Raw genomic sequence first — 16,024 nt, forward strand, 5'->3', positions numbered from 1 at the left:
AAACTAAGCAAGAGTTTGGATTTCATTTCCAAAGAGTATTTTTTGATTCTTGCCGCGAGTTTGAAATCTTTCTTAGCTAACTCTAGGGCAAGGATTGTTACTTTTTATTTTAAAAATCAGATAAGGCTTTTATTTGCTGGCCCTTTTTGTCGAAATTGTCTGGGCTTAGCCATTTTTCTAGACGGCTCTTGACGGCCGGCCAATCCTTGTCAATCATAGACAGCCAGTCAGTATCTCGGTTGCGCCCCTTATAGACTACCGCCTGACGAAACCTGCCTTCGTAGGTGAAACCAAGCCGCTTAGCTGCCCGTCTTGAAGGCTGATTGAGGGCATCGCACTTCCATTCATAGCGGCGATACTCCAGCTCTTCAAAGACATAGCGTGCCAGCAAGTACTGGGCTTCCGTAGCCAGTCTGGTGCGCTTCAGCTTGGGCGAATAGGTCACAGAGCCCACTTCAATGACGCGGTTATTTCGGTCAATCCTCATCAAGGCAAAAGTTCCTAGAGCCTTACCGCTCTCCTTGTCTACAATGGCATAGTGAAAACGATCCTGTACTGCCAGCATCTGTTCTAGCAACTTGGACCATTCTTCCTGACTTTGGGCAGGAGTTTGAAAAAGATAGGTCCACATATCCGCAGGAGAATCTGGGCCATACACTTCATACAAATCCGCCCCATGCTTGTCCTTGGACAAACGCTCGATAATAACATACTGGCCTTCGATTCGCTCCAGGTTAGGCAAGTCCCCTGGCTGAAAATCCGGCAGAGCATCCCCAATGGGTTGACCTAGTTCATTCATTCGCATAAAAACCTCACAATATGTCCTGTCCGACAGCCTTTTCGACATTTTCATGGATCCGCGAAAGAGCCAGTCCCGTGCTCCCCTTATGGGTAGGAATGAGCACAAGAGCAGGGATCTCCAGCTGGTCATAGTAGGCCAGGGTTTCTGGAATATCCGCTGCCATATCCTCCGTCAGATAGATAATGCCGAAATCTTCGCGGGCGAGCTGACGCAGGGTATTGATCGTCTCCTGAGCTTCCTTCACTGGAAAGGTCTGAAAACCAATCAGCTTAAAAGGGAGAATGGTATCGCGATTCCCCACGACCGCAATCTTGTAGCTAGTCTTGTCCATAAATCGGTCGCATCCTTTCTCTGATAAGCTCTACGGGCAGCTGATTGTCCATACCTGTTAAAATCAGCCGTAGATTCTTGACTTCCAGCTCCTTACCCAGCAGATAGCGGGCCAGAGGAAGCGGGCCATCTGTCTCAAACTGACCAGCCGCCAGCAACTTAGCCTGCAAGAGATCCGCTAGATATTCTAACTCTACCGTCGTCAAGGTCTGGTTCCGCATTTTCTCCTCATAGGAGCGCAGATCCAAATCGTAACCACAGGGATTGACTTGACTAAACCAAGTCAAGAAATCTCCCTGCTCCGCCATGGCAATCCAATTGGCAGCGGAGAGGCTCCCCTCATCAGACAGGAGCTGCCTCATAAAGCTGCGCGGTTTTCCCAAGCCAACAGCCCGCTTGACGGTGATGGCATTGTAAAAATCAATAGTCAGATTCACCAGCTCCAGCAGGCTCTCATCTTCCAACTCCTGTGTCAGACGCTTGAGATGCTGGAAATAAGCCATGTCCATGCCAATCTCCAGCACGCGCACATCCTGATAATCCTGGTATTCCTGCCAGGTCGCAAGCACCTCGTCTAGCATGAAATCTGGACAATACTCAGCTGAAAAGGCCATAACTAGGTGCTCTAAAACCTCCAGCGAATAGGTCCCCACCGGCATCAGCAAATGCTCCAAGGACTGACCTGTCGCCCGACCCTTGAGAAAAACTTTGAGATTGTGGTAGGTATAGCGGAGCGTGAAAATCTCCACTAACTCCTTACTTGGACTGATCTCAAGCGCCCAATTATAAACGGAATACAAATGCTTCATCAGTACTTGCTCAATGGAATTGAGATCCTTGATGGCATCAGCATCCATGGCATAGACCGTTCCCTGCAGAAGAGCCGAACGGCTGGCAGCATCGTCAGTCTGCAGCAACTGTTCATATTGCTGGGGCGTCAAAAAGGAAGCCTCCTGCACGCTAATGGCTGTATTGACTTGAGAGAAGCTTGTTTCACTCATGGTCCGCCTCCTATTCTGCCTGGTCTTTGAAAATGTCCTGAGCCAGTCGGTAACTTTCCTCCTGCCAGACAGAGTCCAGCAAGTCACGATAGAGATAACTATCATCCACTCGTCCTTGGCTCAGCACAAAACCTGCCTGACCGGCTATGGACTGGTCTGAAAAAGACACATTTGGAAAGGCTTTTTTCAAGTCTTCTAACTGGTTGGTGCTGAATTTTTCGGCTGACAGAGCACCGAAAGTCAGTGTCAATTCTTCCTCTGGATATTTAGCTAGGGCACTCTTTAGAAAATGCTCTTCTTCAGCTGGTGACCAAGCCACCATCTGAGCATAAGCTTCCTCAAAAAGCTCTCTGAGAACCCGCTGCTTGATGACCAGAGTAGACTGGCGTTTTTGATTTTCCAGCTGCTGAATATCGCGCTGACTACGCCGGCTGATTTCTTTCAGCTGCTGCTCCCGCTGTCCAAGCTTTTGCCGAACCAGCTGGGCCTCACGTTCCTTGGCTTCCTGTTCTATTTTCTCAGTAGCCTCGGCCAAGAGCAAACGCCCCTTCTCGTGAGCCTGCTCCAAGACAGAAGCTTTGAGATCTGATATGTCAGACATAAAAGCCTCCTTACTTCACATTCAGAACCATGATGAAGGATACAACGAAGGCCAAGATAGCGTAGGTTTCAACCATGGCCGCTAGGATAACCCCTTTCATGACCTCTTCCGGACGCTTGGCCAAAATCTGAATACCAGCTGTCGCCACTCGTCCTTGATGCTTGGCTGAAAAGTAACCAACAATCGCAACTGGCAGAGCTGCTAGGAAATAAGCTACACCTGATTGCAGAGCCAATTCCGGCTTGATATTAAAGAAGACGGTAATCCCGATAACAAAGCCGTAGAGACCTTGGGTACCTGGCAAAAGCTGTAAGATTAGAGCTTGAGCGAATTTTTCCGGCTGTTCTTTCAAGAGGGCCGCTGCTGCCTGACCAGTGCTTCCAACACCCAGCGCTGAACCCATTCCACTGAGAAAGACCGCCAAAGCTACTCCCAGACCTGCAAAAAAGGCGCCGCCGTAAGTTCCAAAATATGATGCTAAATGTTCCATGATTTACTCCTATGAAAATGCTGTAATTGTCGTAAAACCAACAGCTAGTTGAATGACTGTTGCTTGTTTTGATGTTTTAGAAGGTGTTTTTATAAAGACGAGTTTCTCATCTCTTACCCTAGTTCCTAATCTTTATTTCTTGCTTTGCTGGACGTATTTTTCGCTAGGCTTGAGCGGAGTGAAAGGCTTGCCACCGCCGTCGTAGAATTTTCCAAAGAATTCCACGAAAATCAAACGCGCTCCGTGCACATAACCGGACAGAAAAGATAGAAACATATTGACCAAATGCAGGGCAATAAAGAGCAGAATGCCAATGCTAAAGCGAGCGACAGGTGGAAAGAGGCTGACAATCAAGTTAAAAGCCGAGCCAATGCTGGCCCCCGAAAGCCCTAGAGCCATCAGCCGCGTAAAGCTGACAAGGTCTCCTACATAGCCGCTGACATTGTAAAGATTAAAGAGACCTGACCCCAATCCTGCCAAGCTCTTAGCACTGACAATGGATACTGCCAGTATGCCCAGAGCATTGATGATAGCCAGCCACTGACCAATCGTTGCTGCAAAGGCCAAGGATGGGAAGAAATTTCCCAAGGCCAAGAGTAGCAGCCCCAGCAAAATCAGCACCCAAGCAAAGCCTGCATTATAAGCTTCTGCATAATCCTTGAGGCGGATATTTTTCAGACCGCTGAGGAAGAGGCCCGCCAGCACTGTAATGAAGCCAAAGACGACCGAAATAACCAGAATCGTCATGGCGTCGGAACTGGTGCTAATCAAAGCAATGGGCAGTTCAAAGCCAAAGAAAGAGCCATAAACCAGTCCCCAGATGATGACTGCCACGCCTAGCAGGCGGAAGAATCGTAGATTCTTAGCCAACCCAGACTTGACATGCAAGAAGTGCAGCGCCAGACTGGTGCCCACAAAGAGCAAAAGGCCGTAGCCGATGTCGGCAACCATCATGCCAAAGAATACAAAATAAAATAGGGAAACGACAGGGGTAGGATCCTTGTCACCATATTTAGGCAGGGAATACATCTCCGTCACTAGCTCGAAGGGCTCCACCAAGGCATTGTTTTTAAGCTTGGTCGGAACCTTATCTTCCTCGTCCTCTCGGATTTCTCTGGTCTGGATGAGAATGCTCTGGCCAAACTGCTCTGTCAAGCAAGCCTCAAGAACTTGAACCTGATTGCTTTCGATCCAGCCTTCCAAGGCTGCTAGATTTTGCGTACTGGCTAACTGGTTCTTACTTTCTTGACGGGAGGAGAGATTGCAGAGATAGTCCAGCTGAACCTTGAGCTGATCCAGTTCATTCTTGGAAGCTGCCAGACTCTTGGTCATAGCATCTGCCACAGCCTCCTGCTGTTGAATGTTGGCCTTGAGCAGGGCTATCCGCTCAGCAGGCAGTTCCGCGTGGTCATACTCAAAAGGCTTAAAGCCATACTCTTTCAAGATTTTGCGAACTTCTTCCAAAGAGCCTGTCTTGTAAAACATAAGCACCCCATGCTCGGTATCGTCAGTAAAGACTTCCTGAAACTTCAGGTCAGGATGTGCTCCCAGAGCCAAGCGCAGAGCATCGTCGTCGGTATTGGGAATCGTCCCGATCAAAGCTCCCAGATGACTGAAAGTCGCAGCTGCTTGCGGTGTTAGCTCCAAAGGCTCCCACTTCTCCAGCGCAGCCACTTCCAAGCGGTCAGCTTCTATCTGAGCTTTGGCTTCTTGCAAGACCTTAAGCTGCTTGCTGATTCCTTCCAGCAGCGCTTCCTCATCTCGTGCCTTCCCTGCCTGCTCTAAAGCAGCAAAAGACAGTTCCAAAGGTTCTTCTTTTAAGGATTCCAGCAGTTTCTTTTTGGGCATAAAAGGCTCCAGCTCTGCAATCAGTCTCTCGAGCTTTTCCTGACGACTGAGCAAATCCTGCTGAGATAGCTGCTGATCCGGCCGACCGACTAAAGCCTGCTCAAAGGCTGCCTGCCAGTCCTCTTCCTGCCGTAAGTCATGAATCTGAACCGACTCTAAACCCTGTAGGTAAAAGAGAAGCTGATCCAGCAGTTCCTTGGGCAGAAGCAGAGACAACTGCCGCATTTGACTAATGGCCATAGGCTTCTACCACCTTCTCTACAATGACTCGCGCCAAGTCTGCTTTTCTGTCCGTCAGCGCAGCCGCAACCTTGTCCTCATTTTGCTGGGTTGTCTGCTCCAGTTCTTGCTGCAGGTGCACCAACTTTTGCTGGGAACTCGCGGTTAATTCCTCTGCCAGCTTCTGCGTTTCATCGTCATAAGTCAGACCTAGCTGCCTGAGTTCTTCATCTACGCACTGTCGTAGCTCCTGAGCCTGCGTCCTGTAGCCCATCAAAACTTCTTCTGCAGCAGTTTCAATTTCCTGCATTTTTTCAAGTGTTTCATTGGCCATCTATTCACCCCCTCGTTTTCAAAAAACTTCGAAAACGGATTTTAAAATCTGCATTCCTGGCTGACTGTCCCGCATCTGGTACAGTCATCTTCTGGAATACAGCTTCGTACTTGCATAAATTATAACATATTTTCAGAAAAACAGTCAGAGATTGCTAAACAGCTATCTCAAACTGATAGAAAAGCCGATATAGATTTGATTCATTTCAATACTTACAAATCAGTCTCAGCTGTACACTCTTGATAAGTTTAAGTCTTGCAAACGGTTTATTTGTCTATAACTATGTTATAATATAAACACATTCTAAGACAAATATAGAATAGCGTAAAAGTAACAGCGGCACCAAAATGTTCCTTCCAACCAGAACAGCCCTTAAACTTTTAATAAACATTATCCCATGAAGAAAGTGATTTTATGAGTCAGCAGAATATCTTGGCCATCATTGAGAGCCATATTGACAAGATGACCGACTTGGAACAGAGGATTGGTCACTATTTTTTGGATCCAAATAGTATTCAAGAGGATTTATCCTCTTTGCAAGTCGCTCAAACCTTGCACATTTCTCAAGCAGCCTTGACCCGTTTCGCCAAAAAATGCGGCTTTAAAGGTTATCGGGAATTTAGCTTTCAATATTTACAGGACCTACAAAAGGCGCAAACCGAGGCGGATAATATGCAAAGCAGCTTATCCCGTCATGTCTTGTACAACTACAACCAAATCCACCAGCAGACAAAAGAACTGATAGATGAGGAAAAGCTGGAGCGAGTGGCTCAAATCATAGAAGAGGCAGATCGAGTTTATTTCTTTGGAACAGGGAGCTCGGGCTTAGTAGCACGTGATATGAAGTTGCGCTTCATGAGACTGGGGGTCGTTTGTGAAGCTCTAACTGACCAAGATGGCTTCGCTTGGACAACTAGTATTCTGGACAAGAACTGCCTCGTTATCGGATTTTCTCTATCCGGACAGACCCAGTCCATCATTGACAGCTTGATTGACGCTAAAAATATGGGAGCAAAAACCATCTTGGTGACCGGACAACCTGAAAAGATTCAAGAAGACTTCACTGAAGTCGTTCCTGTTGCCCTTCAAAGCAAGCCTGAGTTTATCCTGCGAATTTCCGCACAATTTCCCATGCTTCTCATGATTGACCTCATCTATGCCTTTTTCCTAGAGATTAACCGTGAAAAGAAAGAAAGAATCTTTAACAGCTATTGGGAAAATCAGAAATTGAATGGCTACTACCGTCGCAATACCCATAAAAGATAAAAACGAATCAGGATTTTCTGACTCGTTTTCTTTTTTGGTCTAACGTTTTCCTCTTTTTTTCACAAGGAAAGGATTGGCCCGTAGATTTCTAATTGGGGCTGAACTTTCTCCATATGAAAAGCATCGTAGGCACGCCACTTTTGATAAGTAGACTGATCCAGTTTGAGGCTACTAAGACCAATTAAAAAACTAGCACTTTTATGGAATCTTTCAAGAGCAATGAGGAGGCGGTTATCCGGGGCTTTGGCTTTCTCCAAGCTCCTTAAAACTTCTGCTAAGCACTCGTAAAAGCGGATTTCATCACTTGATTGAATTGCCTTCTTTTGAAAATCTTCCATCAAAGAACCTAGAAGCTGAGCAACTTCCTGAATGAAACTTCTTTCTGCCATTTGATTTTCCTCTTGAAAGACAAGGAACCTGAGAAAAATCTCAGGTTAAGCTTGTCTATTTTTGAAATGATAGTAGGCTCCAAACATACCCGCAGTATTTTGATGATGAGCAAAGGCCAGTTTGGTTTTGTCAGCAATACTTGGAACCAAAGCATCCTGCAAAACCGCCTGAATACGCGGTCTAAGAATAGCTTCTTGTCCCATAATGCCGCCTCCTAGGATAACAACTTCTGGATTAACAACATAGCAGATATTGGCAATTCCTTGACCTAGATAGCCAACCATGCGATCGATGCCCTCGATACAGAGTTTATTGCCCTCGGTTGCTTCTTTGAAAATCCGACGGCCATTCCAATGCTCTGCGTCTTCTCCGTGTAGCTCAGCCACATAATTGACTAAAGCAGTTGTAGATGCCACATCCTGAAAGGCTCCGTCTGGTAGATGCAGGTAACCGACCTCACAAGCAGAGTTACTAAAACCATGGAAGACTTGACCATCTACGACTAGACAGCCTCCAATACCTGTACCAATCGTCAAACAAAGGGCAATCTTGGCTCCCTTGCCGCTGCCCGACATAGCCTCCGCCAAGCCAGCACAGTTGACATCATTTTCAATCTCACAAGGCAGGGAGAATTTTTCTTCCAGCACTTTTTTGAACTGGGTCCCAGCGTAATTCGGAATCTGCGGCCCGGCATAGAAAATTTCACCCTTGTCTGGATCCACCATACCAGCTGATGAAATACAAATCCCAGCCAGAGGTCCTTTTTCTAAATAGGCTGCAACAATTCCTTCAACCTTCTGCATAATTCCCGGGCCACCTTTGTGGGCCTCCGTCGGCATTTCATGTGCTTCCACCAAGGTTTCCGCCTCGTTGATTAAGCCATACTTGATATTGGTACCGCCAATATCAATAGCAACATAGTGTTTCATAGCACACCTTCTCTCTAGTGTTTATCCTGTTGCTTATAAAAATTGCTCCTTGGTTTGTCTAATCAACTGAGCAGCTTCTTCCACAATTGGCCGATCACTTTCCTGCACTGGTGTCAGAGGAGAGCGGACAGATCCGATGGTCAAGTCTTCGTTAATTTCCAAAACACCCTTAATAACAGCGTACATATTGCCGTGGGCGCTGGTTAATTTTCCGATGATGTCATTAATCGCATATTGCAACTCTTTAGCCCGTTCCAATTCCTTGTCAGCAATCAGTTGATTGAGTTTGAGAAAGAGTTCTGGCATAGCTCCGTATGTACCACCGATACCGGCTGCAGCACCCATAAGACGGCCACCTAAGAATTGCTCATCTGGACCATTAAAGACTACATGATCTTCTCCCCCAAGAGCTACAAAGGTCTGAATATCCTGCACCGGCATTGAAGAGTTCTTCACACCAATCACGCGCTCATTCTTGAGCATTTCCTTATAAAGACTAGGAGTCAAGGCTACACCAGCCAGCTGAGGGATATTATAAATCACGAAATCAGTATTAGGCGCCGCCGCACTGATGTCATTCCAATATTGGGCAACCGAATACTCTGGCAAACGGAAATAAATCGGCGGAATAGCTGCAATAGCATCCACACCCAAACTTTCCGCATGACGAGCCAGCTCCACGCTGTCTTTAGTATTGTTGCAAGCCACGTGGGCAATGATGGTCAGACGCCCCTTAGCAACTTTCATCACTTCTTCTAGAACTCGTTTTCGGTCTTCTACACTCAGATAGATACACTCGCCCGAAGAACCGTTGACATAAAGACCTTGCACGCCCTTGGCGATGAAATATTCCACTAAAGCGCGAGTCCGCTCCGGGCTGATTTCACCTTCCTCGTCATAGCAGGCATAGAAAGCAGGAATTACACCTTGGTATTTTTTTAAATCTGACATAGTTTTCTCCTAATGTTTTAGAAATGAGAGGGACGAAAATCATTGTTTCATCCCCACATCTTTTATTTTACAATTTCCGATAATTTAACTTTACGATCTTCAAACATAGACTGAGTACATGCATCTGCTGTTGCAATAGCCTCTAGAGCTGCTTCTCCTGTCAATAATTTTTTGAATTCTTCTGTTACCGGTGCTCCCTGCATGATTTCATGAAGGTAACGCATTTCCTTGTCAATAACAGATGATAACCACAATGGAGTACGTTTACCAGGTTTTCCGTAAGCAATCGCTCCATCCATTTCGGTACTATGATAAATACGAGTACGATCATCATCTTCTTCCTGCGACTCATGGATTAGGAAATAACTTTCTTGACCATCTAATTTGAGAGTTCCTTTACAGTTGAACAAGTCCAGACGAATCGCACCTTTTGTCCCTTGAATCAAGACATAGTGTTCACCCCAGCGATAAGCAGAACCCCATTCTAGCAAAGCAAAACGCTTGTTTGAAAATTCCATATTGACAAAAATCATGTCATCTTCATCACCAAAGTTTTCTCCCTCATGAGCTACATTGCCACCAGTCATTGTAACAGTTTCAGGCATCCCACCCATAAGAAATTGAACACAGTCTAATTCATGGATATGGTGATATAAGTGACCACCAGATTTTTCGCGGATTTTCTTCCAAGATACTGATGGTTGTTGCTCCTCCCATCCATTACGAGCCGTATGACAATACAGAACATCTCCAATCACACCTTGATTGATTAATTCTTTGGCATGATGAACACCATTAAAGAAGTTCATGATATGCCCCGCCATAAAGGTCACATTATTTTCTTTACAAGCATCTACCATTTCGCGACAATCCTCATAGGAAAGAGCAATTGGTTTTTCACAAAAAACATTTTTTCCATGCTGAGCTGCTTTGATAACCGGCTCTTTATGAAGATTATTTGGAGAAGCTACAATAACACAGTCAACTTCATCGCTAGCCACTAATTCATCTATCGAAGCTGCAACTTTCGCTCCTAACTCTTCAGCTACTGCTTCCGCGTTTTCTGGATCATAAACAATTGTAATCTCTGCACCATCATTTTTTTGCATATAACGAGCCAATTCAGCTCCAAAATATCCTGTTCCTACGACGCCATATTTAACCATTTTTATTCTCCTATTGTTTAATACAATATCCTATTTTTAACTTATATATTGACTAATGTTGTTTCGAAATGTCTATTTTACAGACCCTTCTGAAAGACCACTTGCAATCTTATTTTGAATGATTGAGAAGAAGATGATAGAAGGCAATACAACAATCACAGATGCCGCCATCATATCTCCCCAGTCTAGCACCTCTGACCCATTCAATGAACGAAGTGCTACTGCAACGGTCATTTTACTTGTATCGTTAATCAGTATCAATGCATATAAGAATTCATTCCACGCATTAATAAAGGTATAAATCGCTGTTGCAACAATTCCCGGAGCAACGATTGGTAATACCACTTTATAAAAAGTAACAAATTTATTTGCTCCATCAATACGGGCTGCCTCTTCAATCCCAATTGGAACCGTTTGGAAGAAGCCAACCAGCAGCCATACCGCATAAGGTACACTAAATGACAAATAAATGATGATAAGGCCAATGATGCTATTTCCCAAACCTGCTTTTGCAATTGCAATAGAATAAGGTATTGCTAGCAAAATAGGTGGGAAAATATAAGTTGTTACCAAAAGCCGTGACATTATTGCTCCTAGTTTAGGGAAGAAACGAACAATACCATAAGCAGCCATGGAAGAAATAATCGTTGCAATAACTGTTGTGGACAAAGAAATTACTAAACTATTTCGGATATTATCAACAAAATGCAAATCATTAATAACATGTGTAAAGTAGTCTAGCGTAAAAGTCTGAGGCCAGAAGCGAGTTGGGAATTGTGTCAACTCCCCTTTTCCTTTAATCGAAGATATAATAATCCATACAAGCGGGAAGATTGCAACAATTGTTGCAATTATCAAAACTAAATGAGCTCCGATATCTAAGTAGAAATTTGATTTTTTCTTCATTATTTTCTACCCTCCTTTTCCCATTTACTAATTACAGAGAAGTAAATGAAGCAAACTGTCAATAGGAAGATAAAGAGCAATACTGTGACTGCTGAAGCACGTCCTAATAACTTCGTTCCCCAACCTAAGTTGTAAGCGAAAATCGGCAAGGTCATAGTCGCATTAGACGGACCACCACCAGTAATGAGGTAGATAATATCAAAATTGTTAAAGATCCAAACCGTTCTCAGTACAACTAGCAATCCTACAACGACCTTAATATGCGGAAAAGTAATATGTCTGAACACTTGCCAACTTGTCGCACCATCAATTTTAGCTGCCTCAAACTGCTCCTGAGGAACTGTTTGAAGTGCAGATAAAACATTAACCATAATCATTGGAGCTCCAAACCAGATATTGATAAACACCAAGCAAATAAAGGCCCACGTGCTATCAGTCAGAAAAGCTGGAGCATGCTCCATTAAACCAAGCTTAACAATGATATTTGGCAGATACCCATAGACACCATTTAGAATCCATTGCCATGAAAAAGCAATAACAATTGTAGGAAAGGCCCACGGTACGATTAACAACGTCCGATAAAGTTTTTTAAATCGTCGCACTCTATGCAAAGCAAGAGCCAGAACAAATCCGATGATAACTTGTCCAGCTAAGGAAAGGACAGTCCATTTTATTGAATTAAAAAATGCACTAAAAAAGTTAGGGTCTGACAATACTGCTTTATAATTATCCAAACCAACAAAACGATAGTTGGGCATAATTAAATTCTTATTGGTAAAGCTATAAAAGATGCTTGAAAAAAATGGATAAACAAAGAGTAATCCTACGATAATCACCGCTGGCAGTACAAATATCCAACGCGTCAAATTACGATCTCTGACCATCTCTTACCCCTTTCTTTAAAATAAGAGGCTATAGCGCTACTGCACCATAGCCCTAATAATCTAGGTATTATTTCACATCAACTGCAACCGTTTCAAATAAATCGTTTAATTGCTTTTCAGCATCTTTTGCTGCAGCCATAGGGTCTTTCCCATTTGTGATAATATCTTGGAACATTTGTTCAATAATGTGTTGGTTTGTCAACATACCAGCCTCAACACTTGGGCCGTTTTCATAACCAATAGCAGTACCTTTTTGAACAGCCTCGTTGATTACTTGTTCAGCATGTTGGAATTTTTGGCGTGTTTCATTTTCCTTATAAGCTGGTAAATCAGAAATACCGCTAATCGTTGGCAACATACCAACTGGAGTAGAATCTAAGAAACCAACATAGTTGTCTTGTTCATACAGATATTCTAAAAATGCTTTTGCAACTTCTGGATGTTTAGAATTTTTCCATACAACCATTGGAACATTTGAAGTTTCAATCCCTTGATCTTTATCGGATGCTTTGACCTTCGGAATAGGATAGGCATCAATTGATTCTAATAATTGTGGACTGTTCGCTTCAACCCCTCCAATGTGGAAACCTGAGTTAAAGTCAAAGGCTGTCTTACCTTGGTAGAATAGGGTAGCTTGTTGTAATACATTATAATTGAGTGAATCTTTAGGAGAAACATCCTTGTACATTTTCACCCAGTATTTGATTCCTTCTTGAGCCAAATCGCTAGTTAAATCAACCTTCTTATCCTTTGTTAACAGGCTTCCTCCTGCACTACGAACATAGAAATTCAGGAAACGAGTAGCCATAAAGTCATTCGTACCAAGCGGCACTGACATACCATAAACTCCATCAGCTGTTAATTTCTTAGATGCTTCATAAAGTTCATCCCAAGTTTTAGGTACTTCAATATTGTGTTGTTTTAATAAATCTGTTCGTACCCACATCACTTGCGCATGGGAATAAAGAGGAACAGAATAGTAATCACTCCCAATTTTTGCTTCATTCAGAGCTGTTTTATTGAAACGATCTTTTCCAATTTTGTCAATTGTATCATTCAATGGAACAATAGCATCTGAGTTAATCATTTCCATTACTTGGTTCGGCAAAGCTGTACTGACATCAGGTACGTTTCCGTTAGCAAGGCCTGTTGTCCATTTGGTGTAAAAGTCATTCCAAGAAAAAGTTTCAATTTTAATCTTAACTTTTGGATGCTTCTTCATAAATTCATCTGCAGATTTCTGGATACTTTCTAAACGAGGTCCCTGTGTAAATGAGTGCCACATAACGATTTCCCCAGATAATTCACCTGAATCATTTCCTTTACTATTTTCCCCACTTGGAGAACAACCACTGATTATCAGTGCAACAAGTCCTGTTAGAAGAACGAATAAAAATTTCTTTAGATTTTTCATAGTTTACCTCTTTCTATTTAAGAAATAGCTACTTTAAATACTACTTTTTTTAAGGGTAGATCATTTACACGAACTTTGGGCTGATGCAAATCCTCAGGGAATGTTATTAAACATTCTCCAGATTTCAAGTGAATAAGCTGCTCCACTTTTCCTTCATATAACTCAATATCCTTTTCCTTATTATAAGGTTGACTAACTGTTGTGCTTTTAACAGAAGAAACTGCCATGTCTTCTGTATTTTCTAACACCAGATGGATATCAAGATATTTCCTATGAGTTTCAAAGAAATCTCCTGGTTGACCATCTGCTACATAACTAAAACAATTGCCAAATAATTTATCACCTTCAATATCTATCTTCCCTTCTGGAAGACTTCCCAAATCAACTGTTTTTAAAAAATTTATTAATCTTTCAAAATATGGATTTACTCCTACATAAGTTGATAGATTATTAATTTCCGTTACAATCATAATTAAAATTTCCTTATAAAATTTTATTTAATACGTGAACCGTTCTCTAATTCAAAGAAGTGTGCTTTTGCAATATTGAATACCAAGTTTATTTTCTGTCCTGCTTCATGGTAATTATGAGCAGCAACACGTGCAGAAAATTCCTGAACTCCTACTTTACAATAAAGGATAGAATCGCTTCCTAAAAGTTCAGAAACTATAATCTCTGCTTCAACAACAGAATCTGGGAAAGCATCAGCAGCTATCAACTCAGCTGAGATATCCTCTGGTCGAATGCCCAGTATCACTTTCTTTCCTTGATATCCTTTTTCTTCTAGAATTTTACGCTGACCGTCTGGGAGTCCAACAGCAAAGCCTTGTCCATCTGTAAGCTGATTGCCCTCTAAGTTCACTTCAAAGAAATTCATGGCTGGACTGCCGATAAAACCTGCCACAAATTTATTAGCTGGTTCGTTATAAAGTTCCTGAGGTGTACCGATTTGCTCGATTCGACCGATAGTACCTGTTCCTGCTTCATTCTTAGTAGCTGACATGATAACGATGCGGTCAGCCAAGGTCATGGCTTCGGTCTGGTCGTGGGTTACATAGATTGTCGTCGCTCCGATACGGCGGTGAATTTTTGCGATTTCTGCCCGCATGGACACGCGCAGTTTAGCATCCAAGTTAGACAAGGGCTCATCCATAAGGAAGACTTTGGCATCACGAACAATCGCCCGCCCCATAGCTACACGCTGACGCTGACCACCAGATAAGTCGGCCGGTTTACGATCCAGCAGCTCTTTCAGCCCAAGGATTTCCGCCGCTTCCTGGACTCTTTTGTCAATATCAGCCTTGTCATACTTGCGAAGCTTGAGTCCGAATGCCATATTGTCATAAACAGTCATGTGAGGATAAAGGGCATAATTTTGGAAAACCATGGCTATATCCCGATCTTTAGGAGCAATGTCATTGACAAGATTTTGATCAATATAGAGCTCCCCTTCTGTGATATCCTCAAGTCCTGCAATCATCCGCAAGGTTGTTGATTTCCCGCAACCAGAAGGGCCTACAAAAACGATAAACTCCTTATCCTTAATATCCAAATCAAAATTTTCAACAGAGTAAAAATCACTATTAGGATACTTTTTATATAGTTTATTTAGTGTTAAGGTTGTCATTCATCTACCTCACTTATTTTAATCCTGCAACAAAGCGCTCTGTAATTTCTTTAGGGCGAGTAATGGCTCCGCCGACAACGATGCCTCTTACACCCAAATCATGTATCTGCTTGGCTTGACTCGGATAGTGAATCTTTCCTTCAGCGATGACATCAAAGCCTGCTTGGCACAAGCGGCGGATAAGCTCAATGTCTGGTCCGTCAACCTTAGGGCTGTAGGAAGTGTAGCCCGATAAGGTCGTGCCGACAAAGTCTACACCAGCTTCTACAGCAGCAGCGGCTTCCTCATAGGTGCTGATATCTGCCATCAATAGCTGATGGGGATACTTGGCCTTGACCTGCTTGATGAAATCCGCAATTGTCAGGCCATCATGGCGCTCCCGCTTGGTACAGTCCAGAGCAATGACTTCAATATCCAGAGCAGCCAACTCATCCACTTCCCGCATGGTAGCCGTGATAAAAGGCTCTTGTGGCGGATAGTCGCGTTTGATAATTCCGATGATAGGCAGAGAAGTTACTTCCTTAATCTCCCGAATATCGCGAACGCTATTAGCTCGAATACCTACAGCACCGCCCTGCTCAGCTGCCTTGACCAAGAGAGGAATCACTCCTCCAGCTTCCGTATAAAGCGGCTCCTGAGGCAAGGCTTGACAGGAAACAATGATGCCGTCTTTAATCTTAGCTATCAAGTCATCTTTTAAAATCTGTGACATGAATATACAATCTCCTTTCGTAAGACATCGGTCTGATCAGATAGTCTAACAACTACCTAGGACCTCAGGTGGAGCAGAGAAGAAGGCGCAAACAAATATTTTTACGTCCTTATCCTAGACTCCATTTTTTAACTCGAGTATTTCATAATGTTAT

18 protein-coding genes are annotated in these 16,024 nt (G+C 43.4%); 1 reads left to right on the forward strand and 17 read right to left on the reverse strand.

Going from position 1 to position 16,024, the window contains the following annotated elements:
* Positions 1–109: 109 nt before the first annotated feature.
* From AX677_RS06135 to AX677_RS06165, 7 genes are all read right to left on the reverse strand, one after another.
* Positions 110–805: a GNAT family N-acetyltransferase gene (locus AX677_RS06135; RefSeq protein WP_060976515.1), complete on the reverse strand. Its 696-nt coding sequence runs from the start codon at positions 803–805 to the stop codon at positions 110–112.
* Between the two features lie 7 nt (positions 806–812).
* On the reverse strand, positions 813–1,133 hold the full coding sequence (locus AX677_RS06140; protein ID WP_060976516.1) for a V-type ATP synthase subunit F: 321 nt from the start codon (positions 1,131–1,133) through the stop codon (positions 813–815).
* Complete coding sequence (locus AX677_RS06145; protein WP_060976517.1) at positions 1,120–2,133, reverse strand: V-type ATPase subunit; 1,014 nt, start codon at positions 2,131–2,133, stop codon at positions 1,120–1,122. The genes AX677_RS06140 and AX677_RS06145 overlap by 14 nt, the downstream gene beginning before the upstream one ends.
* 10 nt (positions 2,134–2,143) lie before the next feature.
* Entirely contained in the window at positions 2,144–2,734 is a 591-nt protein-coding gene (locus tag AX677_RS06150; RefSeq protein ID WP_002917872.1) for a hypothetical protein, read from the reverse strand.
* Positions 2,735–2,744: 10 nt separating this feature from the next.
* A complete protein-coding gene (locus tag AX677_RS06155; protein WP_002898768.1) occupies positions 2,745–3,224 on the reverse strand; it encodes a V-type ATP synthase subunit K in 480 nt (159 codons plus the stop codon).
* Positions 3,225–3,356: 132 nt separating this feature from the next.
* Positions 3,357–5,312 carry a V-type ATP synthase subunit I gene (locus AX677_RS06160; protein ID WP_060976518.1) on the reverse strand — a complete coding sequence of 652 codons (1,956 nt, stop codon included), beginning with the start codon at positions 5,310–5,312 and terminating at the stop codon, positions 3,357–3,359.
* On the reverse strand, positions 5,302–5,625 hold the full coding sequence (locus AX677_RS06165) for a hypothetical protein (protein WP_060976519.1): 324 nt from the start codon (positions 5,623–5,625) through the stop codon (positions 5,302–5,304). The genes AX677_RS06160 and AX677_RS06165 overlap by 11 nt, the downstream gene beginning before the upstream one ends.
* A 414-nt stretch (positions 5,626–6,039) precedes the next feature.
* Between AX677_RS06165 and AX677_RS06170 the strand changes: the two genes are divergently transcribed.
* Positions 6,040–6,891, forward strand: coding sequence for a MurR/RpiR family transcriptional regulator (locus AX677_RS06170; RefSeq protein WP_060976520.1), 852 nt, complete (start codon positions 6,040–6,042; stop codon positions 6,889–6,891).
* Between the two features lie 59 nt (positions 6,892–6,950).
* On the opposite strand, the gene AX677_RS06175 is transcribed toward AX677_RS06170, so the two are convergent.
* The 10 genes from AX677_RS06175 to AX677_RS06220 form a co-directional block, all read right to left on the reverse strand.
* Entirely contained in the window at positions 6,951–7,280 is a 330-nt protein-coding gene (locus tag AX677_RS06175) for a hypothetical protein (protein WP_060976521.1), read from the reverse strand.
* Positions 7,281–7,325: 45 nt separating this feature from the next.
* Positions 7,326–8,210 carry an ROK family protein gene (locus tag AX677_RS06180; RefSeq protein ID WP_060976522.1) on the reverse strand — a complete coding sequence of 295 codons (885 nt, stop codon included), beginning with the start codon at positions 8,208–8,210 and terminating at the stop codon, positions 7,326–7,328.
* A gap of 33 nt (positions 8,211–8,243) precedes the next feature.
* Positions 8,244–9,161 carry an N-acetylneuraminate lyase gene (locus AX677_RS06185; RefSeq protein WP_060976523.1) on the reverse strand — a complete coding sequence of 306 codons (918 nt, stop codon included), beginning with the start codon at positions 9,159–9,161 and terminating at the stop codon, positions 8,244–8,246.
* A 62-nt stretch (positions 9,162–9,223) separates the two neighbouring features.
* Positions 9,224–10,327 carry a Gfo/Idh/MocA family protein gene (locus AX677_RS06190; RefSeq protein ID WP_002894435.1) on the reverse strand — a complete coding sequence of 368 codons (1,104 nt, stop codon included), beginning with the start codon at positions 10,325–10,327 and terminating at the stop codon, positions 9,224–9,226.
* A 72-nt stretch (positions 10,328–10,399) separates the two neighbouring features.
* Positions 10,400–11,233, reverse strand: a complete 834-nt coding sequence (locus tag AX677_RS06195; protein WP_002898776.1) for a carbohydrate ABC transporter permease — start codon at positions 11,231–11,233, stop codon at positions 10,400–10,402.
* Positions 11,233–12,117 (reverse strand): carbohydrate ABC transporter permease, encoded by an 885-nt coding sequence (locus tag AX677_RS06200; protein WP_002898777.1) that lies wholly within the window; start codon positions 12,115–12,117, stop codon positions 11,233–11,235. The genes AX677_RS06195 and AX677_RS06200 overlap by 1 nt, the downstream gene beginning before the upstream one ends.
* A 67-nt stretch (positions 12,118–12,184) precedes the next feature.
* Positions 12,185–13,531, reverse strand: coding sequence for an ABC transporter substrate-binding protein (locus tag AX677_RS06205; RefSeq protein ID WP_002894432.1), 1,347 nt, complete (start codon positions 13,529–13,531; stop codon positions 12,185–12,187).
* 17 nt (positions 13,532–13,548) lie between these two features.
* Positions 13,549–14,001 carry a YhcH/YjgK/YiaL family protein gene (locus tag AX677_RS06210; RefSeq protein WP_002894431.1) on the reverse strand — a complete coding sequence of 151 codons (453 nt, stop codon included), beginning with the start codon at positions 13,999–14,001 and terminating at the stop codon, positions 13,549–13,551.
* 23 nt (positions 14,002–14,024) lie between these two features.
* The gene (locus AX677_RS06215) at positions 14,025–15,158 is read right to left on the reverse strand and encodes an ABC transporter ATP-binding protein (RefSeq protein WP_002894430.1); all 1,134 of its coding nucleotides are present in this window, start codon (positions 15,156–15,158) and stop codon (positions 14,025–14,027) included.
* A 13-nt stretch (positions 15,159–15,171) separates the two neighbouring features.
* The gene (locus tag AX677_RS06220) at positions 15,172–15,870 is read right to left on the reverse strand and encodes an N-acetylmannosamine-6-phosphate 2-epimerase (RefSeq protein ID WP_048773683.1); all 699 of its coding nucleotides are present in this window, start codon (positions 15,868–15,870) and stop codon (positions 15,172–15,174) included.
* Between the last annotated feature and the right edge of the window lie 154 nt (positions 15,871–16,024).

Source organism: Streptococcus sp. CCH8-C6, assembly GCF_001557225.1.
In the GTDB taxonomy this organism is placed as follows: domain Bacteria; phylum Bacillota; class Bacilli; order Lactobacillales; family Streptococcaceae; genus Streptococcus; species Streptococcus sanguinis_C.